This is a genomic window from Pseudomonas sp. NFACC39-1 (genome assembly GCF_900110355.1).
Taxonomy (GTDB): Bacteria; Pseudomonadota; Gammaproteobacteria; order Pseudomonadales; family Pseudomonadaceae; genus Aquipseudomonas; species Aquipseudomonas tehranensis.
Map to the genome: position 1 here is coordinate 248,500 of NZ_FODL01000001.1, position 25,929 is coordinate 274,428.

Below are 25,929 nucleotides of genomic sequence, written 5' to 3' on the forward strand. Positions count from 1 at the left end.
CTCAACCACGGGTCAGGAAGACATCGGCCAGCAGTTGATTACGCGGCAGGCCAGCCAGGTAAAGGCGCTTGGCAAAGGCCTCGACCCGGTCGGGATGGCCGCAGAGTAAGGCCTGGGTTTGCCGGGAAACAAGCCGCAGTTGCGCCAACGCAGACGGCGCCTCGGCCGTGGTCAGCAGCTCCACGGTGAGGTGTTGATGCTTGGCCGCCAGCGCTGCCAGGGGTTTGGCCAGATAGTGCCCGGCGGCATCATGGGCCACGTGAATAAGACGAATCGTGCCTTGGTGATGCTGATGCAGGGCTGAGCGCAAAAGCCCGAACAACGGTGCCAGGCCGGTACCGGCCGCCAGTAGCCAGAGCGGCTTGTCGTGCCACTCGGGATCGTAATGCAGGGCACCGCCGCGCAACTCACCGAGAAAAATCGGATCGCCCGCTTTCATCTGTCGCGCCGCATCGATGAACTGGCCGGGCTCACGGCAATCGAGGTGAAACTCCAGGAAGCGGTCTTCTTCGGGCAGGCTCGCCAGGGAATACGGTCGGGCGACATCACCGGCCCACAACACCAGGTGCTGGCCCGCCCGATAACGCAGCGCCCGCTCAGGAATAATGCGCAAGCGCAGCACGTCGGGACTCAGCCAATCCGCTGCCGTCACCTGGGCGGCACGGCCGTCACGTTGCGGGTCAAAGGTGTGGATCTGCACATCCTCGATCACCTGGCACTGACACGCCAGCCGCCAGCCTTGCTGGCGCTGCGCGGGGCTCAAGGCGTCGGGCCGACTGTCGCGCACGTCACCGTTCACGCACTGCACCAGACACGCATGGCAGCTGCCGGCGCGACAACTGTAGGGCACGGCCACGCCGCCCTGATTCAACGTGTCCAGCAGATTGCTGCCCGCCGCCACCGTCCACTGCCGGTCGGCGACTTTTACTTCAGGCATCGACGTTCTCCCAGGCGGCGGCGCACCGATTGCGGCCGTCTCGCTTGGCACGGTACAAGGCTTGGTCAGCACGCTGCAACGCGTTGTCCAGATCGTCACCCGTCTCCAGCATTGTCATGCCCACTGACAGGCTGAGGGAGCCGACCTGCAAGCCGATCAACTCGACTTCAGTAAATGCCAACCGCAGCCGCTCGCAACAGGCCGTCAGCCGCGAGGGGTCGCAGGCCGGCAGCAGCATGACGAACTCTTCGCCACCGTAACGGGCCAGGACGTCACCTTCGCGCAGGCAGGCCGTGGCGACGCTGGCGAACGCCTGAAGGACCTGATCACCGGCGGCGTGGCCGTGCAGGTCATTGATGCGTTTGAAATGGTCGAGGTCGATCAAGGCCAGGCCATGGGCAACACTGGGCCGGAGGGTATTGAGCTCACGGGACGCCAGGCGCAGGAAGTGTCGGCGGTTGAACAAGCCGGTCAGTTCATCCGTGGCCACCAGATCTTCCAGCTGACGCATCATGCCGCGCAGGGTGTCCTGATGGGCCTGCAAGGCAAACCGCCGCTGACGCATGCGTTGGCGCGAGTTCTGTACGTAACTGGCATAGAGCACCAGCCACACCAGCACGATAAACAGCACGCACACCTGCAACGCGGCGAGCGTGGGGTCAGGAAGCCTGAAGAAGTAACCGTCCCAGAGGGTAATGGCGGTGAAACTGAAAAACACCAGCATCGCGCAGCGCACAAAGGCCCGCCGGGACAAGTGGAACAGACCGAACAGCAGGATCAGCACATAGAACACCAGGAACACGCCCCGAGCCTGGTCCAGATGCGCCATCATCCAGGTCTGCCACCCCAGGCCGATCAGTACCTGTATTTCCGTAAGACTGGGGTCGGCGAACCGCAGATTGCGGTCGGTGATAAACAGCGCGAACAGCCCTGCCTGGCACAACACCACCAACACGCTGCCGATGATGACATCGCGCAACGAATCGAGGTAATGACCACTGAAATATGCCAACCACAACAACACCAGTGCCAGCGCGTAAGTCGCGGCCGCCAAGGCGAAGCGTTTCAGCAAAAGACGTTGAATGGCGTTATGGATCAATCGTTGACTCACCATGGGAAAGGAACTGACAGGAGGCGTCCTACGCTACAGGCCAGACGCCACTTTAGTGGCGTGCAGGGCAAATGACCATTCAATTCTGGAGCAGAAAAATGGCGTCAAAGCAATGGCCCAGATTGACGCAGTTGTTTGATGCTAAAGGGACCTTGTGGTGATGGGATTGATCTGTGGCGAGGGGATTTAATTTATCTGTGGCGAGGGGATTTATCCCCGCTGGGCTGCGAAGCGGCCCCAAAACAGTCGAACGAGATCGACCTGACACACCGAGTTGCCTGGTTATGGGACTGCTGCGCAGCCCAGCGGGGATAAATCCCCTCGCCACAGATAAATCCCTTCGCCACAAAGGCAGCTCGCTCCCACAGGGTGCCTGCCTGCGATATACTGCCGCGCCTTTTTAGCGTCGCGCCAGCATGCCCGGCGTGCCTTAAGAGGTGCCGTCCGTCGACCGATGCACCCAAGCGGGCGGTACCTTATTGAATGTTCCCGTCTTTAGAGAGGAGCGCGACTCATGACCGTGATCAAGCAAGATGACCTGATTCAGAGCGTTGCCGACGCCCTGCAGTTCATTTCCTATTACCACCCCGTGGATTTCATCCAGGCGATGCATGAGGCCTACCTGCGCGAAGAATCGCCGGCGGCCCGTGACTCCATGGCGCAGATCCTGATCAACTCGCGCATGTGCGCCACCGGCCATCGGCCGATCTGCCAGGACACCGGCATCGTGACCGTGTTCGTGCGCGTGGGCATGGACGTGCGTTGGGATGGCGCGACCATGAGCCTGGACGACATGATCAACGAGGGCGTGCGTCGCGCCTACAACCTGCCGGAAAACGTCCTGCGCGCCTCCATCCTCGCCGACCCGGCAGGTGCGCGTAAAAACACCAAGGACAACACCCCGGCCGTCATCCATTACTCCATCGTCCCGGGTAACACCGTGGAAGTGGACGTGGCGGCCAAGGGTGGCGGTTCCGAGAACAAATCGAAGATGGCCATGCTCAACCCATCCGACTCCATCGTCGACTGGGTCTTGAAAACCGTACCGACCATGGGCGCCGGCTGGTGTCCACCGGGCATGCTCGGCATCGGCATCGGCGGCACCGCCGAGAAAGCCGCAGTCATGGCCAAAGAAGTGTTGATGGAGTCCATCGACATTCACGAACTCAAGGCCCGCGGCCCGCAGAACCGCATCGAAGAGATGCGCCTGGAGCTGTTCGAGAAGGTCAACCAACTGGGCATCGGCGCCCAGGGTCTGGGTGGCCTGACCACCGTGCTCGACGTGAAGATCATGGACTACCCGACCCATGCCGCGTCCTTGCCGGTGTGCATGATCCCCAACTGCGCCGCCACCCGTCACGCCCACTTCGTGCTGGACGGCACCGGCCCGGCGTCGCTGGAGGCACCACCGCTGGACGCTTACCCGGAAATCGTCTGGGAAGCCGGCCCGTCGGCGCGCCGGGTGAACCTCGACACCCTGACACCTGAAGACGTGCAGAGCTGGAAGCCGGGCGAAACCGTCCTGCTCAACGGCAAGATGCTCACCGGTCGCGACGCGGCGCACAAGCGCATGGTGGAAATGCTGAACAAGGGTGAAACCTTGCCAGTGGACCTCAAGGGTCGCTTCATCTACTACGTCGGCCCGGTCGATCCGGTAGGCGACGAGGTGGTAGGCCCAGCCGGCCCGACCACCGCCACGCGGATGGACAAGTTCACCCGCCAGATCCTCGAGCAGACCGGCCTGCTGGGCATGATCGGCAAATCCGAGCGCGGCCCGACCGCCATCGAAGCGATCAGGAACAACAAGGCGGTCTACCTGATGGCCGTCGGCGGCGCCGCTTACCTGGTGGCTCAGGCGATCAAAAAGTCCAAGGTCCTGGCGTTCGCCGAACTGGGGATGGAAGCGATCTACGAGTTCGAGGTCAAGGACATGCCGGTGACCGTGGCGGTCGATAGCAAAGGCGAGTCGGTACACATCACAGGTCCAGCGATCTGGCAGAAGAAAATCAGCGACAGCCTGGCAGTGGAAGTGCAGTAACTCGCAGGTTGACGCCATAAAAAAGGCCGGTGGGCGACAAACCCACCGGCCTTTTTTTTTTGCGCAGTTTTGCCCCCCACACCTGTAGGAGCTGTCGAGTGCAACGAGGCTGCGATCTTTGCCTTATTGATTGAGTCTGAAGCGAAAGATCAAAAGATCGCAGCCTCGTTGCACTCGTCAGCTCCTACGGCGCAGCCGTTCATCGGCAGGCCCGTCGACCTGTCAGATCTGACAGGTTACCCAATGACCATCTCTTGGCATCCTGAAGCCATGCCGGGTATTCGCCCTGGCGTCGGCTAACAGAGATGATCCCGATGGCAGAACAAACGCCCCTCCAGATCGTGACCCCGACCATCGCCGGCAGTGCTTCTATCGCCACCCTCGGCAACAGCCTCGGCCCTGTCGGCACACGCGGGGCAAGTTCTTTTGAGCTGCCGTTACCCCTGTCCGCCGCCCGTCACCTGACGCCGGCGCTGGCCCTGCATTACAGCAGCCAGGGCGGCAACGGTATCTTCGGCATCGGCATGCAGCTTTCCATCGCCAGCATCACGCGCAAAACCAGCAAAGGTGTGCCGCACTACGCAGATGAGGATGTCATGGTTGACGCCGATGGGGTTGACCGCTGGCCCGAACTCAACGCCGAACCGCTCATTCGCCCCCTGGCGGGCCCCGGCAGTGCCACTTGCTCGGTGGTGCGTTATTACCCCAGGACCGAAAGCAGCTTCGATATTTATGAACTGTGGACACCCACCGACGGCCAGCCAGCGTTCTGGCGTGTCCAGGGCAGCAACGGCCATGTGTATTGCTACGGCAAAACCGACGCGTCGCGCATTGCCGAGCCTGAAGCCGAACCCGAACCCGAACCCGAACCTGAGCCCGATCCCCCAAACCCACCCCGCATCGCCGAATGGTTGTTGCTCGAAGAAGTCAGCCCGGCAGGCGAGCACATCTATTATGAGTACCAGGCCGACCCCGGCGCGTCGGACGGCCCCCACGACTACCGTGCCCAGCGCTACCTACGGCGGGTGTGCTATGGCAACGCCAGCGCCAGCGACACCTTGTACTGCTTCGAAGAGGCCGACCCGGCCCAGCGCGACTGGCACTTTCACCTGCTGTTCGACTACGGGCAACGCACCCTCGATCTTGCGCAACAACCTTCCTGGCAAGCCCCCGAAGAGGCGCCCTGGCTGCTACGCAGCGACCCGTTTCACAGCTATCGATACGGTTTTGAGGTCGGCACGCGGCGCCTGTGTCATCAAGTGTTGATGTTCCATCACTTCCCCGCCACGGCCGATACTGAACCTGCGCTGGTCCGGCGGCTGGTGCTGGAATACAGCGCCACCGCCCTGGGCTACAGCCTGCTGACGGCCGCCCACTATCAGGACTGGGACGCTGAAGGCGATGTCGACGATAGCCCTCCCGTCGAATTGCAGTACACCGATTTCGACCTGAACCTGGCACCCGAAAAATTCTTCGACCTGGAGACAATGCCCGCCCTCGAAAGCGGCCGGCAGTACCAATGCGTGGACCTGTATGGCGAAGGTCTGCCGGGGTTTCTGTGCCGCTACACCGATGCCTGGTATTACCGCGAACCCGAGCGCGCCGGGCCCGATGAGGATGCCATCGGCTATGGCCCGTGGTCACGCCTGGACAGCATCCCGGTCGCCAGCCAAAACCCGGCGGTGATGCAGGTGCTGACCGACCTGACCGGCAGCGGCCGTCTCAACTGGGTCATTGCCCAGCCGGGCATGAGTGGTTTCTATACCCTCAACCCGGACCGCAGTTGGTCGACCTTCACCCCCTTCGATCGTTTTCCAACGGAATTCCTGCACCCCGCCGCGCAACTGGGGGATTTGAACGGCGACGGCTTGCGCTCCCTGGCCATGGTCGGCCCCAAAAGCGTTCGGCTGTACGCCAATCTGCGCGAGCAGGGGTTCGCCCCGGGGGTGAATGTGCCCCATGAGCCGGACAGCCCCCTGCCATTGTTCAGTGACTCGCGCAGTGAGCTGGTGCTGTTCGGCAATTTGCTGGGCAGCGACAGCACCGAGCTGTGCCGGATTCGCTTCGACGAAATCAAGTGCTGGCCGAACCTGGGGCACGGTCGTTTCGGCGAAGGGTTTGTGATGAGCCCCCTGCCCTTCAGCTACGGCCAATTCGACGCCGACCGGGTGCGGATCGCTGATCTGGACGGGGCCGGGGCGCCCGCGTTGATCTACCTTAACAGCGACTGTTTCGATATCTACTTCAACCACGGCGGCAATGGCCTTGAGCAAACTCCCGTCAAGGTGCCGTGGCCGGCGGGCGTGCGGTACGACAATCTGTGCCAGGTCACCCTGGCCGATCTGCAGGGGCTGGGTTGCGCCAGTCTGATGCTGAGCGTGCCCCACATGTCACCCGATATGAAGCCCAAGCATTGGCGCTATGACTTCGTCGCGGCGCGCCCCTATCTGCTCAACGCGACGAACAACAACATGGGCTGCAGCACCACCCTGACCTATCGCAGCAGTGCGCAATACTGGCTGGATGAAAAACAACAGCGCCGGGCGAAGGGCGAGCAAGTGACCTGTTATCTGCCCATGGCCCTGCCCTTGTTGGCACGTCAGCAACAGCTGGATGAAATCACCGGCAATTGCCTGACCCAGCGCTTGTGCTATTTCGAAGGCGACTACGACGGCTATCACCGTGAGTTCCGGGGCTTCGGACGGCTGTATCAAGTGGACAGCGAACGGCCCGAGGATGAAGTGGAAACCGGCTTTACCGCGCCGGTCCTGGTCAAGACCTGGTTTCACACCGGTCGAACCGTCAACCAGCCTCTGAAGGACTGTTTCGACGGCGACGATGACGCCGTGCCGCTTGGCCCGGCGCTGTTGAGCCGCTTCCATGAAGGCGACGAGGCCGACGAGATCATCGTGCCCGACCCCGAGACCGCCCGGGAAATGGCTTATGCCTTGGGTAGCCTGGTGTTGCGCACAGAAACCCATCCCGCCGAATCGGGCGATGCGGCCCGGCCCTACACCGTGACGCAACACCGCTATCTGCTGCGCCAGCCCCATCCGCATCACAAAAGCCTGCTGGTCCTGGAACTGGAGACGCTCAGCCATCAATACGACGGTTTTACCAACGACCCGCAAAGCCAGCACGGCATCAATCTGAAATGGAATCTCTACGGCCAGCTTATTCATGGCTTCATCGTCCATTACGCCCGACGCCTTACGCCGCTCGATCCGCCCCCCTTCGACGATGAAGACGAGAACACCTGGTGGCTCGATGCCCATGATGAACAACAGCAGGTGTTCCACCTTGTCGAGAGCCGGGCCACGCACCTGCACCTGTTCGACGAAACCGGCTGGCGTCAGCGCCTGGGCCTGGCCTGGCGCAGTCGGGTCAACGCCTTGCAACGCCCCAAGGGCGAACTGCCGCAAGGCCTCAACCCTCGCCAGATCAGCTATGAAGCCTTCCTTGCACATCACGACTCCCCACCATGGCAAGCCGCACGGCAATTGGTTGCGCTTGAGGAACAGAACTACCTGCGTGACGACCAAGGCGATATAGCGTTCCAGGCGTTGCTCGGCCCGCTGGAGACGGCCGAGTTCGACAAGCAGGCACTGGACGCCTACGACGCCGTACCAGCGCCCTTCGACATCCGCGGGCAACTGGAAGAAATCGGCTTTGAGCCCATGCCGCTGTTTCTGCCTGAAGATCCGGACGAAGATACCGCCGAAAACCTCTGGTCGAAAAAGAGCGGTTTTGCCACCTACCAATCCCTTGACGGTTTCTTCCAGATCGACGCCCTGCAAGAAACCCAAAGCCATGGCGTTACGAGGCTGACGTACGATGCCTATCACCTGATGACCACCGCCATTACCCTGCCGGACGGCTGCACGACCCAGGTCGAATACGACTATCACGCGCTGTTGCCGCAGAAAATCATCGACGCCAACGACAACGTGCAGCAAGCGCTGTATGGCCCCGACGGCGTGCCATTGGGCATTACGTTTTTCGGCAGCGAAAATGGCCTGCCGGCGGGCTTCGATACCATCGACACCTACGTGCCACCCGACGACCAGTCGCCGGCTTACGCCATCGAACACCCCGAAGCCACCCTGGGCAGAATCGCCAGTGCCGTGCGCACCGACGAGTTCAGCTGGATGGGCGCGCTTGACCTCGCCCAGATCTCCCTTGCGCAGCGCAACGAGTGGATCAGCGCCCGTTACTTGATGCCCAGCGGCCATGTCCGCGCTTGGGCACGCATTCACCTGGCGCGGCTGGCCGAACGCACCGCCGCCCAAGAGCAGTTGTGGACGCTGATCCAGGCCACGGCCCGAGAGCCGGTCCACAGCGTCGTACTGAGCGCCGATCGCTACCCGGACGATCCGTTGCAACAGGTGCGCATCACCCTCAGCGCCCTCGACGGATTCGGCCGCACCTTGCAAACCAAGCAGCGGGTCGAACCCGGGGAGGCCTATGCCGTGGCCGAGGACGGCTCCCTGGCGCTACAGAACGGACGACCGTTGCAACACCTGGCCGACCCGCGCTGGCGCGTCAGCGAACGGGTCGAGTACAACAACAAAGGGCTGGTCACGCGGGTCTATCGGCCGTATTTCGCCGACGCCTGGCGCTACGTCAACGACGCCTCGCTGCGCCTGCACGGCTACCACGACCAGCAGTTCTACGACCCGCCAGGACGCCTGGTCAAGGTCGTCAATGCCAAGGGGCATGAAGCCTGGCATGTGCATCATCCGTGGTACCTGTGCGATCACGATTACAACGACACCACGCCGGAATCGGACAGATGAGCAGACAGCCCGCTGCAGCACAGGCCATCGGACGATGACTACGCTGCACTCCCGCACGCCTGACCTGGTGGTCTTCGATAGCCGTGGCCTGCCCGCTCGACATGTCGGTTATTTGCGCAGCCAGGCCACGCCTTCCAGCCTCGCACTGGTCTCCCGCCAGCGCCACAACGCAGCCGGTCACCTCGTTGAACAGTGGGATCCGCGCCTTTTCGGTCACGCGCCCAAACCCAACCAGAACACCCTCTACAACCTTGCCGGCCACCCGCTGCGCACAGACAGCGTCGATGCCGGATGGCGCCTGGAGTTGCCCGGACTGGCGGATGAATCCCTGCACCGCTGGGATCAACGCGCCAGTCATTGGCGAATCGCCTACGACCAGCGGTTGCGTCCGATAGTCCTGGAGGAACACAGCCAGGCCGCAGCCGAGGTCGACACCTTCACTTACGCCGACGCCACGGCCGACGCCGGTCATAACCTGCGCGGCCAGTTGCTCGAACAAAGCGACCCGTCGGGAACCCTGCGCCTGGACAACTACAGCCTGCTCGGCCGCCTGCTACGAGAAACGCGGGCTTTTGAGGACGGCATGACCTCGGTCAGCCAGTACCGCTACGGTCCGCTAGACAATCTCCTGGAGCAGACCGATGCCGGGGAACACCGGCAACAGGCCGAATACGACCTGGCCGGACAGCTCAAACAGGCGCGGTTACAACTCAATGAGCAGGCCCCATGGCTACCAGTGCTGCAAAACGCTCGGTATGACGCCGCAGGGCAGATCATCGAACAGCGGCTCAGCAACGGCATCGTCAACCACTGGACCTACGAGCCGGCCGATGGACGCTTGCAACGCCAACAGGCACTGAACAATCAGACGGTCCTGCAAGACTTCGAGTATGCGTATGACCCGGTGGGCAACATCACCCTCATCCTCGACCATGCCTTCACGCCCAGCCACTTCGCCAACCAGCGGGTCGATGGGCATCGCCGGTTCAGCTACGACTCGCTGTACCGTCTGCTCAGCGCCAGCGGTTACGACGACGGCCCGCCCCCGGACATACCCGGCCTCCCGCAGCCGACCGATCCCAATGACCGGCGCAACTATCTCCAGACTTACGAATATGATCATGGCGGCAATCTGATCAAGCTCACCCATGTGCGCGAAGGCGCCAGCCATACCCGCCAGATGTTCGTCGACCCACACAGCAACCGGAGCATACGCTGGGAACCGGGTGACCCCGATCCGTCATTCAATGAGCTGTACGACCGTCACGGCAACCTGGTGCTGCCGCAGCCCGGCCGGGAGCTGAAATGGAACGCTCGCGATCAACTGTCATCGGTGACGCTGGTCAAGCGTGATGCTAGCGCCGACGATCAAGAGCACTACCGCTACAGCCAGGGCCAGCGGGTTTATAAGCGCCACGACACTTACACCGCGACCACCCATCACTTCCACGCGGTGCACTATCTGCCGGGACTGGAGATCCGCACCCGCGACACTGGCGAGCAACTGCACGTCATCAGCGTGGACGTCGGACTCGGCAGCGTGCGGTGTTTGCACTGGGTCGCCGGTAAACCGGCGCCCATGCCCGCCGACCAACTGCGCTACAGCTTGCTGGATCATCTGGGCTCAAGCCTGATGGAGTTCGATCAGCAAGCCCGGCTGATCAGCCACGAAGGCTACTATCCGTTTGGTGCCACCGCCTGGATGAGCACGCGCTCGGAGGTGGAAGTCAGTTACAAGACCCTGCGCTATGGTGCCAAGGAAATGGACGTCAGCGGGCTGTATGCCTACGGCGCCCGCTACTATGCGCCGTGGCTGCAACGCTGGATCAGTGCCGACCCGGCCGGGGATGTGGATGGGTTGAACCTCTACGGGTTCGTGGGCAACAACCCACTGCGCTATGTGGATGACAGGGGCACCACCAAAGCCGAGTGGCAGATCATGAACTACTCGGATTTCATTGCAGAACTGGGGACGGAATCGGCCACCGCCCTGGCGCAAATCGACAATGTCATCCACAAGACAAACATCGGCAAGGAAATGCTGAAGAACCTGGCCGGCGAATCCGTCAGTGCCGTGGTCGGTTTTTTGGGTGGTTATGCGGGGGCCGAGGTGTTCGGCGCTGTATCCCCTCAGCTCAACGAGGTCCCTTACCTGGGCGGCCTCGTCGGTGGAAATATAGGCGCCGACGTGGGTGCTGCGTTAGCCGACGCCAGCCTCCCGACTGCCCGTGTACTGCGCCCTCTCATCCCGCAGACATCCGCGATGTCGGTCGAGGCGATTGATCGCAGGATCGGGCTTGGCCAGAACGAACCTCTGTCCTTTTCGGTTCAGGATTTCACCAGTTTTTTCCTGAACAGGGTCACCGGCTCGGTTATCCCGGCGATGAACCTGCTGAACCTGGGCTCTCGCGCCCAAGAGGCCGAGGACATCAAGATGGGACTGACCCCCGTCAAAATCAAAAAGATCGACACCCTGCTCGCCGAGTGGAAAAGCGCGGTAGAGAGTCGCTGGAGCGCCACCGAAGCGGCCTTCAAAAGCCTGGGGAAATCTGTCGTATACCCTGGCGATGTGTTGCCGAACGTCAACCCTCTGACGACACCGGAAACGTTGGCGCCCATCCACCATTCAGTCCTGGAACGAAAAACCCTGATCACGCTGGACTACATTGCTCGGGCGCAAAAAGGCATGGCCTGGTACAAAGAAATGAGCACCACGGACAATCAATTCTTGCTCAAGCAAGCCAGGGGCGGGACGTCCAAGAGGTAATGCGGCGGTCGCCATCGCCCGCAGCATCGGCGCCTGCGCTGTCAGACCTGACAGGTTCCGCCCGTTTTTTTCATTGCTATATTGCTTTACAAGCGCCCCCCTCAGGCCAGGATCGAAACGACGAATTCCCTGGAGGCCGTCGACCGATGAGTACCGTCCATCACCGTACTCCCAACGTCATCGCCGTCGATGGCCGTGGCCTGCCCGCGCGGCAAGTGGTGTACTTGCGCAGTCAGGCTTCGACTGCCGTCGCCGCCCTGATCGCTCGCCAACGCCATAACGCCAACGGCCACCTCGTCGAGCAATGGGACCCTCGTCTTTTCGGCCACGCCCCCAAACCCAACCAGGCCACCCTCTGCAACCTCAGCGCCATGCCATTGCTTACCGACAGCGTCGATGCCGGATGGGGCCTGGTATTGCCGGGCCTGGCGGGTGAAGTCCGGCAGCGCTGGGATCAACGCGGCAATCATTGGCGCATGGCCTATGACCCTCAACTGCGGCCGGTGGCCATGGAGGAAAATGACCAGGCCGGTGTGGACACCTTCATCTACGCCGACGCTACGGCCAACGCCGATTACAACTTGCGCGGTCAGTTGCTTGAGCAGAGCGATCCCTCGGGCACCTTGCGCCTGGACAATTACGCCCTGACGGGCGATCCGTTGCGTCAGGTGCGCCGTTTTGCCGATGGCCTGCCCCACAGCTGCGAGCAAACCTTCGACGCCCTCGGCAGCCCCGTGAGCCAGACCGACGCCGGTGGACACCGGCGGTTCTTGCGACGGGACATTTGCGGGCAGCTCAAACAGCTGGACCTGCAACTTCGGGACGATGACGCGCCACAACCGATTCTGCTGGACGCCCGCTACAACGCCGCAGGGCAGATCGAACAGCAAGATACCGCCAATGGCCTGACCAGCCGCTGGACCTATGACCCGGCCAACCACCTGCTGAGCACCCTCAAGGCCGGAAAAACCGGTGAAGCCCTGCACCAGAACCTGGCGTATTTCTACGACGCCATGGGCAATGTGCTGCGCATCGAAGACCTGACCGTCGCCCCCCTGTACTTTGCCAACCAGCGCGTGGACGGTCATCGCGACTTCACCTACGACTCGCTCTACCGTTTGATCAGCGCCAGTGGTCTGGAGGGCGAGACACCGCACCTGCATCCAGGATTACCCGAGCCGCTCGTGCCCATCGACACCGGGCACCGCTTCAATTACACCCAGCTGTATGACTACGACACCGGCAACAACCTGATCCGACTGCGGCATGTTCGCGAAGGCAACAACCACACGCAGGTACTGCGTATCGACCCCCACAGCAACCGCGGCGTGCGCTGGGCCGAAGGCGACCCTGAACCGGATTTCGACGCGCTGTTCGATGCCCATGGCAACCCGCTGCACCTGCAACGCGGCGCACAGGCGCTGGTGTGGGACGCCCGCGACCAGCTCAGTAAGGTCACGCTGCTCAAACGCGACAACGGGGTGTCGGACGATGACGAAACCTATCTGTACAGCCAGGGCGAGCGGGTCAGCAGGACCCACACCACCGCCAGCACTCACCGCCAGACACGCTATTTGCCAGGTCTTGAGATCCGCACAAGCAACCACGGCGAACAGCTGCACGTGCTCACCTGTTCGTTGGCTCACGGCAGCGTTCGCTGCCTGCACTGGGAGGCTGGCCAGCCGAGCGGCATCGAAGCTGATCAACTGCGCTACAGCCTCGACGATCACCTGGGTTCCAGCACCCTGGAACTGGACCGCCACGGCAGTTTGATCAGCCGTGAACACTACTACCCTTTTGGCGGCACCGCCTGGCACGCCGCCCGCTCCAGCATTGAAGTCGACTACAAGACCTTGCGTTATTGCGGCAAGGAACTGGACGCCAGCGGGCTGTATTACTACGGTGCGCGCTACTACGCGCCGTGGCTGCAGCGTTGGGTCGGCGCGGACCCGGCGGGTGATGTGGATGGGTTGAATCTCTATGGTTTTGTCGCCAATAACCCGATGACGTTTACCGATGACCAAGGGTTGATCGTAGAGACGCCGGCGCAGCGGGATGCCAGGAAGGCGCAGACCGCTGCCTACTGGGAGCAGTGGAAAAAGCGCAACCGACTGAACAAGGAAATCCGGAAGTTCACCGACATCATGAAGCTGACTTCGCGCCGGGCCAGCGAGGCGCAAACGCAACTGGCCAGCCATCGCTCGGCATCGGCACACACCCAGGCCGCCGCCGTGCGCGTCGGGGCTCATGTCGGAGCCCAGGCCGTCAGCTATGGAGCAGGTGTCGCCGTGGGCATCGGCGCCGCGGCGCTGGGCAGCGTCGCAGGGCCACCCGGTATCGTCGTAGGCGCCGCGCTGGGATTTGCCACCGGCAAAGCGGTCAGCATCGGCCTGGATTATGCGCTGGAACGGCTGAGTCTGAGCGCAGCGGTCAACTTCAAGAGCCGCAAGCTGGACCCTGACAAAATCGTCAAGAAAGGCGAATACAAAAATCTCGACCTCTTTCACTACGCCAAGGCAAAAGCCCGGGATCTGTCCCATGCTGTGAGCGCGCCGACGCAGAAAAGCGTCTTGAAAGCGGGAAAAGAGGTGACCAGCACGGGCAGCAAAATAGCGCTCAAAGCCACAGGCACCCTCGGCGCCAGTGAAATAGGCGCGGTGATTGGCACTGTGTTGGGAACCATTGAGATCATTCATGAAATTGGCGCCGCCAGTCACGAACTCACCGACGCCAAAATCGCCCGGGCGGATACGCACATCAACGGCATGATCGAGGTGTTGAACGCACAGATGGACTACATTGATGCGCTGTTTGCCCAGGCTGAAACGGGCGCAATCAATACTTACCAGCCGCTCAGTAAAATGTTTGGAGCGTCGAGCGGTGACACACCTCAAACCCTGAGAAAGAGAATGGAGGTGACCATCGGCCAGTTGAAATTGACCCAAAGCATGCTCAGATAGCCTCTGGGGCCGGGGCGCATCACGGCAGGCAGACGGCGTGCTATCGTGCCTGTCCTGTCCAGTCCTCGAAACAGTCCAATGCCGGCAATGCCTCGTCCCTTGCGTCTGTCGTTGTATACCTTGCTAATCCTCATGGGCGCCATCATTGCCGCCACCCTGGCCGTGCGCCACGCCGAACGCCAGGCTCTGGAGGAGGATGCCAGCCGTGCGAACCAGCAGCTGGCGTTGTACGCCAACTCCCTGCATACCTTGATCGAACGCTACCGCGCCCTGCCCGCCGTGCTGGCGCTGGACCCCGAGTTACGCTCGGCCCTCAAGGGGCCGGTCAGCACCGCGCAACAGGACGCGCTGAATCGCAAACTGGAACAGATCAACGGCGCCGCGAAATCTTCCACATTGGAATTGCTCGACCACACCGGCCTGGCCGTCGCGGCCAGCAACTGGCGCCTGCCCAGCAGTTATGTCGGGCACAATTATGGCTTTCGGCCGTACTTCCTCCAGACCCGGACCCAGGGCACCGGGCGCTTTTATGCGGTGGGCGTGACCAGTGGCATTCCGGGCTACTTCCTGTCCAGCGCCGTGACCAACGACAACGGTGAGTTCCTCGGCGCGATGGTGGTGAAGCTGGAATTTCCCGAGCTGGAACGCGAATGGCGTCAGGGCAGCGACACCCTGCTGGTCAGCGATGCCCGGGGGATCATTTTCATCGCCAACCGAGAGGGCTGGCGTTATCGCCATTTGCAGCCGTTGACCGACAGCGATCACACCGAGCTCAAGGCCACTCGCCAATACGACAAGCAACCGCTGCAACCCTTGGCCGTTGAGCCGCTGCGACGCTTTGACGACAACAGTCATCTGGCCCGGGTCGAGGCCCCCGACGGCCCCGTGGATTACCTGTGGGAATCCCTGCCATTGACCACCGAAGGCTGGACGTTGCACTTGCTGCGCCGACCGCAGACCGCCTTCGAAGACCGTCGCAACGCCGCGCTCGCCGCCGCCGGGTTGTGGCTGGCCCTGGTGTTTCTGCTGCTGTTTCTCAACCAGCGCTGGCGCCTGGCGAAGCTGCGCCAGCGCAGCCGTGAAGAACTCGAACGGCTGGTGGAAGAACGCACCCGGGATTTGCGCACCGCCCAGGACGGGCTGGTGCAATCGGCCAAACTCGCGGCCCTGGGACAGATGTCGGCGGCCCTGGCCCATGAAATCAACCAACCGCTGACGGCCCAGCGCATGCAGCTGGCAACCCTGCGCCTGTTGCTGGATCACGGTCGGGTCGATGATGCCTACAAGGCCATCAAACCCCTGGACGACATGCTGACCCGCATGGCCGCCCTCACCGGCCACCTGAAGACCTTCGCCCGCAAAAGCCCCAGCGGCCTGCGCGAACGCCTCGACCTGGCGGAGGTGGTGGATCAGGCCCTGCAACTGCTGGACACACGCCTACGCGACGAACAGGTCAGTACGGTGCTGCACCTGACGCGCCCGGCGTGGGTGCGTGGCGACGCCATCCGTCTTGAACAGGTACTGATCAACCTGCTGCGCAACGCCCTCGACGCCATGGCCGGCCAGCCGATCAAACGCCTGGAAGTGCGCCTTGAAGCCGATGAGCAATTGTGGCGCCTGACGGTCAGTGACAGCGGCACCGGGATTGCCGAGGAACACCTGAGCCAGGTGTTCGACCCATTCTTCACCACCAAGGCGGTGGGCGATGGCCTGGGCTTGGGCCTGGCGGTTTCCTTTGCAATCATTCATGAATCGGGTGGACGACTGACAGCCGACAACCATGAAAACGGCGCGCAGTTCTGCGTGACCTTGCCGATCGATCAGGAGGCGCAGTTACATGCTTAACCCTTGCACATTGAAAAAGGTCATTGTCGTCGACGACGAGGCCAGCATCCGCAGCGCCGTGGAGCAATGGTTGAGCCTGTCGGGTTTCGAAGTGCAGTTGTTCAGTCGCGCCGAAGAGTGCCTGGCGCAATTGCCAGGCAACTTTCCAGGGGTGATCGTCAGCGATGTGCGCATGCCCGGGCTCAGCGGCCTGGAGCTGCTGGCCGAAGTGCAGCGACGCGACCCGGACCTGCCGGTGATCCTGTTGACCGGCCACGGCGACGTGCCGATGGCCGTGGAAGCCATGCGCGACGGCGCCTACGATTTCCTGGAAAAGCCCTTCACCCCCGAAACTCTGCTCGGCAGCCTGCGCCGGGCGTTGGACAAGCGCACGCTGGTGTTGGAGAACCGTCGCCTGCATGAGCAGGCCGACGTCAAGGACAAGCTCGACGGGACATTGCTTGGGGTGTCACGGGCGCTGCAAAACCTGCGTCGCCAGGTGCTGGACCTGGCGACACTGCCGGTCAACGTGTTGATCCGCGGCGAAACCGGCAGCGGCAAGGAGTTGGTCGCCCGTTGCCTGCACGACTTCGGTCCCAGGGCGGCCAAACCTTTCGTGGCATTGAACTGCGCGGCCATTCCCGAACCGCTGTTCGAGGCCGAACTGTTCGGCCATGAAAGCGGCGCCTTCACTGGCGCCCAGGGCAAGCGCATCGGCAAGCTCGAATATGCCGACGGCGGCACGCTGTTCCTCGATGAAATCGAGAGCATGCCCCTGGCCCAACAGGTCAAGTTGCTACGGGTGTTGCAGGAACAGAAGCTCGAACGCCTGGGCTCGAACCAGAGTATCCATGTGGACCTGCGCATCATCGCGGCCACCAAGCCCGACCTGCTCGATGAAGCCCGCGCCGGACGCTTTCGCGAAGACCTGGCCTATCGTCTGAACATCGCCGAGCTGCGCCTGCCGCCGTTACGTGAACGGCGCGAGGACATTCCTTTGTTGTTCGATCATTTCACCCACAACGCCGCCGAACGCCTGGGCCGCCCCGCCGTGCCGCTGAGCGGTGCGCAGTTGAGCCATTTGCTCGGCCACGACTGGCCGGGCAATGTGCGTGAGCTGGCCAACGTCGCCGAGCGTCACCTGCTGGGACTGGATCAACCCCCGGTACTGGACACCGAACCTGGCCAGTCCCTCGCCGCCCGGCAGGAAGCCTTCGAAGCTCAATGCCTGCGCGCCGCCCTGACGCGGCACAAGGGCGATGTGAAAGCAGTGCTCGAGGAATTGCAGCTGCCGCGTCGCACCTTCAATGAAAAGATGCAACGGCACGGGTTGAGTCGGGAGATGTTTTTGTAAGGTGGCTGTTTTTTCGGGTGACGGTACTGGCCTCATCGCGAGCAGGCTCGCTCCCACAGGGTGATGCGTATACAGATCGAAATGTGGGAGCGAGCCTGCTCGCGATGAAGCCGCCCGCTAGCCCGAAATCAAGCCAGTGAGCATTCGTTTCCGGTCGGCCACATCCATGGCCCGGTAGGCCTCCAGCAGCATTTCCTCATCAGGCGCCAATGGCGGTTTGGCGATTTGAGCGCGCTCACCGACCAGGACGTACTGCGCGTCCACGCCGATAACCGCCAACTTCGCCACCAGATCGGCCGGGCATTTCTGCCGCCCCGACACCACTTCTTTCAAACGCTGCGGGCTGGATTCACCCGCGGCACGGGACGCCGCGGCCAACGATAAACCACAACGGTCAATCTCCTCGCGCAAACGAACGTGGATATATCCCACCAAATCTATTGACATGGTGTAACTATCCCACCAAAATAATTCAGACAAACAGCCATCATCTTTGCCTCACAGGAGTCACCACCATGGCCCGTGCCGACGCTGTACACCCGGGAAATCGCCTCATGTCACGGGAGCAAGCGTGTCGGAGCGTCAGGGCTGGAATCTACTCTGGAAATTTCCTACATGGAACAGAGAAGCATCTGTAGCACAAAAGGAAGTGTCGTAAATATAGCTCGCCTCTTGTCGTGAGACTCTTCTCTATCGCCGCCGACCATCATCGAAGGCTGGAGCGCTTCACCAGACGCGTTGAACAACGTTGAGTTTTAAGCTCTTTTACTTGAGGTCTGACATGGATTTGAATCAAACGTTTACCAAGCGTTGGGCTGCCTTGAGCAAGCTGGCGCTTCTGATGCTGGGCTTCGGCTTATCGTCGCCGGCGGCCGCCAATCTGGTGGTCTATCCGATGACCAGCACCATCGGCGTCGAACAGGACGGTATTGGACAGATCCAGCTGCACTCCAAGTCGGACAAGGTGCAGTACATCAAGGTCAGTGTGGTCCAGATTCAGCGCCCCGGCACGCCGGATGAGCACGAAAGCCCGCTGTCTCCGGCCGATACGCTGGGTATCGTCGTTTCGCCGCAACGCACGGTACTCGCTCCCGGCGCCAGCCGCACGGTGCGGATTATCGCGCAGGCGATGCCCAGCGAGGAAACCGTTTACCGGGTCTATTTCGAGCCGGTGGCCGCCCCCCAGGATCTGGCAACGGAAGATGATGGCCCGGAAGGCATACAACCGAAAATCGGGGTAAACCTGATCTGGGGGGCGCTGGTGCGCCTGCTCCCCGATGACCGTCAGATGAGCGTCGGTTTGCAACAAAGCGGCGACGCGTTACGCAATGACGGCAACGTACGCATCGGTGTATTGCAACTCGGAAGCTGTACCGACGCCAAGGGCGAAAAAGACTGCATCTGGAACGATGTCAATCGCAGTCTGTATCCGGGTAGCACGCTTCCTGTCCAGGCAGCCGGCGCCAAGGGCAACCTGCTCATGCGCTTTGTGACCAGTGACGACAAACGACCGCGCACGCTCGCTGTGCTGCCGTAGCCCCCCAAAACAACTCTTATCGACCTGAGCCATGTGCCTACACATGGCTGGGCCCCCGTTCACCCATAGAAAAGAGGAAACACCCCATGAAACTGCTCAAATTCGCCCCGTTGGCACTGGTCGCGCTGGCCTCGTTGCCTGTCCAGGCGGTTGAGAAAAGCATCCTGGTCTATGCCGATGTCGATCCGACGCTGGAGTTGCTCCAATCCGATGGCAGTGCCCTGCCGCCATCGATGGAAATGAACTACCTGCCAGGTGCGGGTCTGCAGCCCACGCGCCTGGGCACCCGGGTTTTCAGCAATGACACCGATAAGGACATGACGATCAGGCTGATCACCAGCCCCGTCCTGGCCAACATGACCAACCCGGCCTCCACCGCCGTTCCGCTTTCTGTCACCTTTGGTGGCCGAGCGCTGAGCACCACTGGCGTTGCCTTGTCGGCTGCTGATCTGTTCCCGGGTGGCGACCCTACCAGCGGCTCGATCGAGCAGATGCTGGAGATCAAGCAAACCACCGTTGGCGCTATCGCAAACGCTGGCCGCTATGAAGGCATCGTCAGCCTGGTACTGACTCAGCAACCGTAACCACAACCGTTCCTCCCAAGGGGGTACGGCGTCGTCGTACCCCCTTTTCTGCATCAAGGCCACGTATGAAACGCCACTTCACAGCTATCTCCATCTCCCTTGCATGGGCGTTGGCCGAAGGCGCCTGGGCCGCGACCGACACCCTGGCTCAGGTGCCGGCCGGCTTCGAAGCCTTGGTCGAGGGTCAAGTGGAACAACTCGAGCTCCAACTGCTAAACCGTAACCTCGGCCTGCACCCGGTCATGGTGCGGCCCGGCCGGGTCGAGTTCCAGCAACCCGGGCGAATCGCGGCCCTGCTGGTCGAGGCAGGCGCATCGGCTTCCGTCCAGGAACTGACGTCGTTGCTGTCGCAGCCCTTACCCAGCAACAGCCAGTTGGCCTGTTCCTACGGCCTGACCAGCGAGGCGAGTTGCGGCTACCTCGAAACCGAAGCGCTGGCGGTGATTCTCGACGAAGCCGGTGCCCGTCTACAGGTGCTCCTGCGCAAGGACTGGTTGCCGGCCAGCGACGCTTCGGCGCTGCGACTACACACCCCGAGCGAGGCGCAAAATGCCTTGGTCCATCGGCAGAACATCAACATTGCCCAGTCCGACAGCTACCGCGCCCTGGGTGCCAGCGGCCTCGGCGCGCTCGGGCTCGGCGAAGACAGCCATTTAGGGTTTACCTGGAACTATCAGGCCAACCAGAGCAAACGAGGCAGCAACAGTCAGTTGGAGTTCAATAACGCCTATTACCGGCAGGACTTCGACCGCGAACATTATGCCCAGGCCGGCCGCATGGACATGAGTAACCTGTCCAGCGCCGAAGGCGGCAACTTCAATTTCAGCCTGCTGCCGCTGGGCCGTATCGACGGTGCCCGCGTCGGCACCACCCTGGCCTATCTCAATCGCGAAGTCGTCGGGCAAGGCACACCCGTTTCACTGATCCTGACCCAGCGCGCCCGCGTCGATGCGTTCCGCGGTACGGAGTTGCTGTCCACCTCCTACCTGGATGCCGGCGTACAGAACGTCGACACCCGGACCTTTCCCAACGGCAGCTATCCGGTGACCCTGCGGGTGATCGAAAACGGCCAGGTGACCCGTACTGAAACCGTGCCCTTCAGCCGCACCGACGGCAATGGCCTGGGTGACGATACCGTGCAATGGTTCTTGCAAGGCGGGCGCACGGCTGAACACTCCCTGTACGAACAGGACCCCGCCGCCGTGGCGCAGACCGGCCTGCGCATGCCACTGCTGGACAACCTGGCGCTCACCAGTGGGGTGACGTGGCTGGACACCGCCTTCTACAACGAAAGCCGCCTGGACTGGGCCGGTACACTGGGCGCCAGCAGTTGGTCGCTGTCGGCTGCCATTTTAAAGGGCAATGACGGGGCGACTGGCAACAGCCAACAACTGACGTTCAACCATGGTCTTTCCTGGAACCTGTACCGCTATTCGCTGCGCAGCCCGTCCTGCGAACACACCCGCCGCGCCTACCAACAAAGTGGCTGCAACGAGTCTTTGACCGCCAGCGCATCAATGCCGCTGGCCGGGGGCACCGTCAGTGGCGGCTATAGCTATAACCGCTATGCCCAGGTGAATCCGTCGTACTACTGGAACGTCTTGCCTGGCGAACCTGACCTGACAAACGAACTGACGACCGCGACCTGGGCCCGTACCCTGCAATTGGGCTTTTCTCGCGGGCATAGCCTGGGTCAATACCATTTGATCCACCGCGTTGGCGCGTTTCGCAATGAGAGCGGGAGCCGGCCGACCGAGCACGGCCTGTACCTGAGCCTTAGCCTGTCACATAACGAGCGTTCGACCTCCGGCGGCTTCCGTCACCGCAGTGTCGGCCTGGACGCGCGTCGCGAGCAGCACGCCAGTGACAGCATTCGTACCAGCCTGGCGCAAACCAATGCCTGGGACAGCGAACAAGGCAGGAACGAAGTCAACACCGGCGTCGGTTACGATGACCTCGGCCGCTGGGACGCCGAACTGGCCGGTCGGGTCGAGCGAAACTGGGGCGAGACGAGCCTGGCCGTGTCACAGCGCGGCGGGGACCGGCAGCACTCACGGCCCGGTTTGAGCGGCAACCATTCCTCTTCCCTGGCCCTGGGACGCGAGGGTTTCTTCTGGGGCCCGGGTCAGGGCGGCACCGGTCCGGGGGCCGCCGTGGGCATCGTCGCGGCACCGATGGAAAATGCAAACGGCGCTGCTGCCAAGGTCAGTGGCGGCTACGGCGCCCCGACCAGCATCGGCTTTGGCGAGAAGCGGCTGATTCCCGTCAACGGTTTCCAGACCTCTCAAACCCGGATCAGCGACGCCGATGCATCACGCCAGAATCTGAGCTCGGTGAATGTGGGTAACGGCAGCCGCGACTGGTTCCTGCAACCGGGCAAACTGGCGGTACAACATATCGAATCCAGTATCAGCTACACCTACGTCGGCCGCTTGGTGGACGCCCAGGGACAACCGCTGGCACAGGCGGCCATTCTCAACGCGGCAATGATGGAAACCGCCGAGGACGGCAGCTTCGTCGTCGATCTCAACAAACACCCGCAACCGTTGTTCGCCCTTGACCTGAACGGGGTGCATGCCTGCGCCGTGCAGTCAGCAGCTGCGCGCAGCAGCTTGCGCCGGGTCGGCACGCTCACCTGTCACAGCACCACCCTGGACGCATTGCCGAAAGACCTGAACGACCCCGATCGATTGGGGCGCTGGACGGCACGCCGCAGCGCCGCGTTATCGCCAGACAAGAGAAACCAGCCATGACTTCGATCTTCCACCGTTGGGCTTGCCGCCTGAGCGTACTGATTGGCGCGTTCGCTGCGCTGCCGGCACTCGGGGACATCCATCCCGGCAACCACTATCAATCCGAGATGCTCCAGTTCGACCGCTCGGCACCGCCCGCCGATCATTACATCTGGACGCGGATGATCCACGGCTGGCACGAACAGCCTGTGGAACATTCAAGCTATAGGACAATGCATTTTGTCTGTCTGTCCAACACCGATCCCGCGACAGGCCAGTGCCTGACCACTGCCGGAGGAAGGTATGGCACCACCGATATACCGCTGCGTTTCACGGAAAAACGCAGCCGACTCTCCACGGTTTTGACTGTCAAGGGCAACATCATACGCAGACACCCGCTCAACAGTCCCTGTGGGACGTGGGGAGAAAGCATCTGGATGCTGACCTCAACCTCATCCGGGAACTGCGAGGGGGTAGATGTGACGGGCACGGCCTCCACCCTGTGGATTCCTCGCTCAGAACTCGCCAAATTGCCCTCCGGTGGCATCTGGACGGCGCAGTTGGTCATAAAGCTCAGGCGGTTTTACTCGCAGCCTATCGGGGCCGCCCATACCTACACCGTCGACTTCAAACTGGACGTCACCGACAACAACAATATGCAGATCTACCTGCCCGCCTACGGCATCAGCACTCCGCAAGTGGACCTGAACCTGCGTACCCGGCCTTTAAGCACCGGACCGGGCGGTATCGTCTCCGGCCAGACCGTCGTCGATGCCTGCCTCTACGATGGTTACAACGCCAACAGCCAGCGCTATGAAATCCGGGTAACCGGCACAAACCCGGTGCCCGGCATGGAGGGCCGTTTCTTCGTGCACCACACCTCCGGCGGCACAGGCGAGCGTAACCGCATCGAATACCGGGTTCGCACGCGCACCGCCAACCTCGGCGAGACCCAGCATGTGTCAGGGCAAGCGGTGAACCATACCGGCATCAATGATGCCGATATCCGCGCCGTACGCCTGCCCAACGTGCCCTTCCCGGTGGTCTGCACGCCATGGCCGATTACCCTGGACACACCGCCCTTCAATCAGATCGACAAGAACACCGGCCAGTATCGCGGCGAGTTGAAGCTGGAATTCACGCCTTCGACGACTTCGCCCTGAGCTTTCTAGAGCCTGAATGGGCGCCATCGCGAGCAGGCTCGCTCCCACAGTGGATCTGTGTACACAAAACCATTGTGGGAGCGAGCCTGCTCGCGATGAGGCCAGTATCGACAAATATCCCTTTCTGAATGAGCGAAGTTTCGCTCATCCCACAGTCAGAATAAGCGGATTTCCGCTCACCTAGCGCAGCAAACCCCTCTAATCCGGCCCTCTCCCATCTGGCACAGCTCCTGCTATAGCCCTGTCAGGCTGCGTTTCCACGCGCTCCACAAAAACAATTAAACGAAGGATCCTTCAATGGATAACTCCAATACCCTTCCCCTCGGGTCGGCTGCCGCGCCCGCCCGTGAAAGAACCACCGCCAGCCGGATCAAGTCGATTTTCAGCGGTTCGATCGGCAACATGGTCGAGTGGTATGACTGGTACGTCTACGCCGCTTTCTCGTTGTACTTCGCCAAAGTCTTCTTCCCCAAGGGCGACACCACCGCCCAATTGCTCAACACCGCCGCGATCTTCGCCGTGGGCTTTCTGATGCGCCCGATCGGTGGCTGGCTGATGGGCCTGTACGCTGACCGCGCCGGGCGCAAGGCGGCACTGATGGCCTCGGTGTACCTGATGTGCTTCGGTTCGTTGATCATCGCCCTGAGCCCCGGCTATGAAACCATCGGCGTCGGTGCGCCCATCCTGCTGGTCGTGGCCCGTTTGCTTCAGGGTCTGTCGGTGGGCGGTGAATACGGCACCTCGGCAACCTATCTGAGCGAGATGGCCACCAAGGAGCGTCGCGGCTTCTTCTCCAGCTTCCAGTACGTGACCCTGATCTCCGGCCAGCTCATTGCCCTGGGCGTGCTGATCGTATTGCAACGCTTCCTGACCACCGAAGAGCTGTATGCCTGGGGCTGGCGCATTCCGTTCGCCATCGGCGCGCTGTGCGCGATCGTGGCGTTGTATCTGCGTCGCGGCATGGAAGAAACCGAGTCGTTTACCAAAAAGGAAAAAGCCAAGGAAAGCGCCATGCGCACCTTGATGCGCCATCCAAAAGAATTGCTGACGGTGGTCGGCCTGACCATGGGTGGCACCCTGGCGTTCTACACCTACACCACCTACATGCAGAAATACCTGGTCAACACTGTCGGCATGAGCATTTCCGACTCCACCACCATTTCCGCCGCCACACTGTTCCTGTTCATGTGCCTGCAACCGGTGATCGGCGGCTTGTCAGATAAAGTCGGTCGGCGGCCGATCCTGATTGCCTTCGGCATCCTGGGGACGCTGTTCACCGTGCCGATCCTGACCACCCTGCACACCGTCCAGACCTGGTGGGGCGCGTTCTTCCTGATCATGGCCGCGCTGATCATCGTCAGTGGCTACACCTCGATCAACGCTGTGGTGAAAGCCGAGCTGTTCCCCACCGAAATCCGCGCCCTGGGCGTCGGCCTGCCGTACGCCTTGACCGTATCGATCTTCGGCGGCACCGCTGAATACATCGCTTTGTGGTTCAAGAGCATCGGCATGGAAACCGGCTACTACTGGTACGTGACGGCGTGTATCGCGGTGTCGCTGCAGGTCTACATCACCATGAAAGACACTCGCAAGCATTCGCGGATCCTGACCGACTGATTGACGGACACGCACACATGAAAGGGGCGAACCTGAACGGGTTCGCCCCTTTTTTTGTGCTGTGTGTCTGAAGATTTATCCGACATTAATCTCTGGTTAATGCCTGCTCTGCATGCTCATCCTCAACAAGACGCTATTGCCCTACGCCAGTGATGAGGTTTATCGCCGGTCAATAACATCCTTTAATACATCGATAAATACGATTTATTTAAGCGTTTTTTTGCGCTTTTTAATCAAATTAACAGGCGTAATATGAATTCCACACCTAAGGCGATCAACGCCAACCACTTTGGAGAACGACCATGAAAACCAAACTGATCCTCGCCCTGACCCTGTCCGTACTGGCCGCCAACACCTTTGCCGCCGATGGCTTCGAACGCACCCAGTCAGCCATTGCCGCTGACGGCTACGACCGTACCGGCGCCGCCACTGTTGCCGCCGACGGCTTCGACCGCACCGGCTCGAACGCTATCGCTGAAGACGGCTTCGACCGCACCGGCTCGAACACT

Annotated in this window: 14 protein-coding genes and 1 pseudogene; 12 read left to right on the plus strand and 3 right to left on the minus strand. The window is 61.6% G+C overall.

Translation table 11 applies throughout. The features are described 5' to 3' along the window. Position 1: 1 nt before the first annotated feature. Positions 2 to 937 (minus strand): iron-sulfur-binding ferredoxin reductase, encoded by a 936-nt coding sequence (locus tag BMY45_RS01150; RefSeq protein WP_092393438.1) that lies wholly within the window; start codon positions 935 to 937, stop codon positions 2 to 4. Continuing rightward, positions 930 to 2,036 (minus strand): GGDEF domain-containing protein, encoded by a 1,107-nt coding sequence (locus BMY45_RS01155; protein WP_092394876.1) that lies wholly within the window; start codon positions 2,034 to 2,036, stop codon positions 930 to 932. The genes BMY45_RS01150 and BMY45_RS01155 overlap by 8 nt, the downstream gene beginning before the upstream one ends. Positions 2,037 to 2,562: 526 nt before the next feature. On the opposite strand from BMY45_RS01155, the gene BMY45_RS01160 reads away from it, so the two are divergent. The 6 genes from BMY45_RS01160 (at position 2,563) to BMY45_RS01185 (ending at position 17,787) form a co-directional block, all read left to right on the plus strand. Further along, on the plus strand, positions 2,563 to 4,086 hold the full coding sequence (locus tag BMY45_RS01160; RefSeq protein WP_092393441.1) for a fumarate hydratase: 1,524 nt from the start codon (positions 2,563 to 2,565) through the stop codon (positions 4,084 to 4,086). A gap of 314 nt (positions 4,087 to 4,400) precedes the next feature. Beyond that, entirely contained in the window at positions 4,401 to 8,882 is a 4,482-nt protein-coding gene (locus BMY45_RS01165) for a SpvB/TcaC N-terminal domain-containing protein (protein WP_092393444.1), read from the plus strand. A 34-nt stretch (positions 8,883 to 8,916) separates the two neighbouring features. Beyond that, complete coding sequence (locus tag BMY45_RS01170) at positions 8,917 to 11,649, plus strand: RHS repeat domain-containing protein (RefSeq protein WP_092393447.1); 2,733 nt, start codon at positions 8,917 to 8,919, stop codon at positions 11,647 to 11,649. A 146-nt stretch (positions 11,650 to 11,795) separates the two neighbouring features. Beyond that, complete coding sequence (locus BMY45_RS01175) at positions 11,796 to 14,609, plus strand: RHS repeat-associated core domain-containing protein (RefSeq protein WP_092393450.1); 2,814 nt, start codon at positions 11,796 to 11,798, stop codon at positions 14,607 to 14,609. Positions 14,610 to 14,687: 78 nt separating this feature from the next. Next, positions 14,688 to 16,454: a sensor histidine kinase gene (locus BMY45_RS01180; protein WP_092393453.1), complete on the plus strand. Its 1,767-nt coding sequence runs from the start codon at positions 14,688 to 14,690 to the stop codon at positions 16,452 to 16,454. After that, positions 16,447 to 17,787, plus strand: coding sequence for a sigma-54-dependent transcriptional regulator (locus tag BMY45_RS01185; protein WP_092393457.1), 1,341 nt, complete (start codon positions 16,447 to 16,449; stop codon positions 17,785 to 17,787). The genes BMY45_RS01180 and BMY45_RS01185 overlap by 8 nt, the downstream gene beginning before the upstream one ends. A 117-nt stretch (positions 17,788 to 17,904) precedes the next feature. On the opposite strand, the gene BMY45_RS01190 is transcribed toward BMY45_RS01185, so the two are convergent. After that, a complete protein-coding gene (locus tag BMY45_RS01190) occupies positions 17,905 to 18,234 on the minus strand; it encodes a hypothetical protein (protein ID WP_143071594.1) in 330 nt (109 codons plus the stop codon). A gap of 334 nt (positions 18,235 to 18,568) precedes the next feature. Here BMY45_RS01190 and BMY45_RS01195 point away from each other — a divergent pair, with 334 nt between their 5' ends. The 6 genes and pseudogenes from BMY45_RS01195 to BMY45_RS28295 all read left to right on the plus strand — a co-directional run. Continuing rightward, positions 18,569 to 19,324: a fimbrial protein TcfA gene (locus BMY45_RS01195; RefSeq protein WP_092393463.1), complete on the plus strand. Its 756-nt coding sequence runs from the start codon at positions 18,569 to 18,571 to the stop codon at positions 19,322 to 19,324. An 86-nt stretch (positions 19,325 to 19,410) separates the two neighbouring features. Next, positions 19,411 to 19,908 (plus strand): CS1 type fimbrial major subunit, encoded by a 498-nt coding sequence (locus BMY45_RS01200; RefSeq protein WP_092393466.1) that lies wholly within the window; start codon positions 19,411 to 19,413, stop codon positions 19,906 to 19,908. Between the two features lie 65 nt (positions 19,909 to 19,973). After that, positions 19,974 to 22,661, plus strand: a complete 2,688-nt coding sequence (locus BMY45_RS01205; RefSeq protein ID WP_092393469.1) for a TcfC E-set like domain-containing protein — start codon at positions 19,974 to 19,976, stop codon at positions 22,659 to 22,661. After that, positions 22,658 to 23,803 carry a CfaE/CblD family pilus tip adhesin gene (locus BMY45_RS01210; protein ID WP_092393472.1) on the plus strand — a complete coding sequence of 382 codons (1,146 nt, stop codon included), beginning with the start codon at positions 22,658 to 22,660 and terminating at the stop codon, positions 23,801 to 23,803. Before BMY45_RS01205 ends, BMY45_RS01210 begins: the two co-directional genes overlap by 4 nt. Before the next feature lie 297 nt (positions 23,804 to 24,100). Next, entirely contained in the window at positions 24,101 to 25,420 is a 1,320-nt protein-coding gene (locus BMY45_RS01215) for an MFS transporter (RefSeq protein WP_092393475.1), read from the plus strand. A 302-nt stretch (positions 25,421 to 25,722) separates the two neighbouring features. After that, a pseudogene (locus BMY45_RS28295) lies at positions 25,723 to 25,929 on the plus strand (heme utilization protein); the annotation flags it as partial.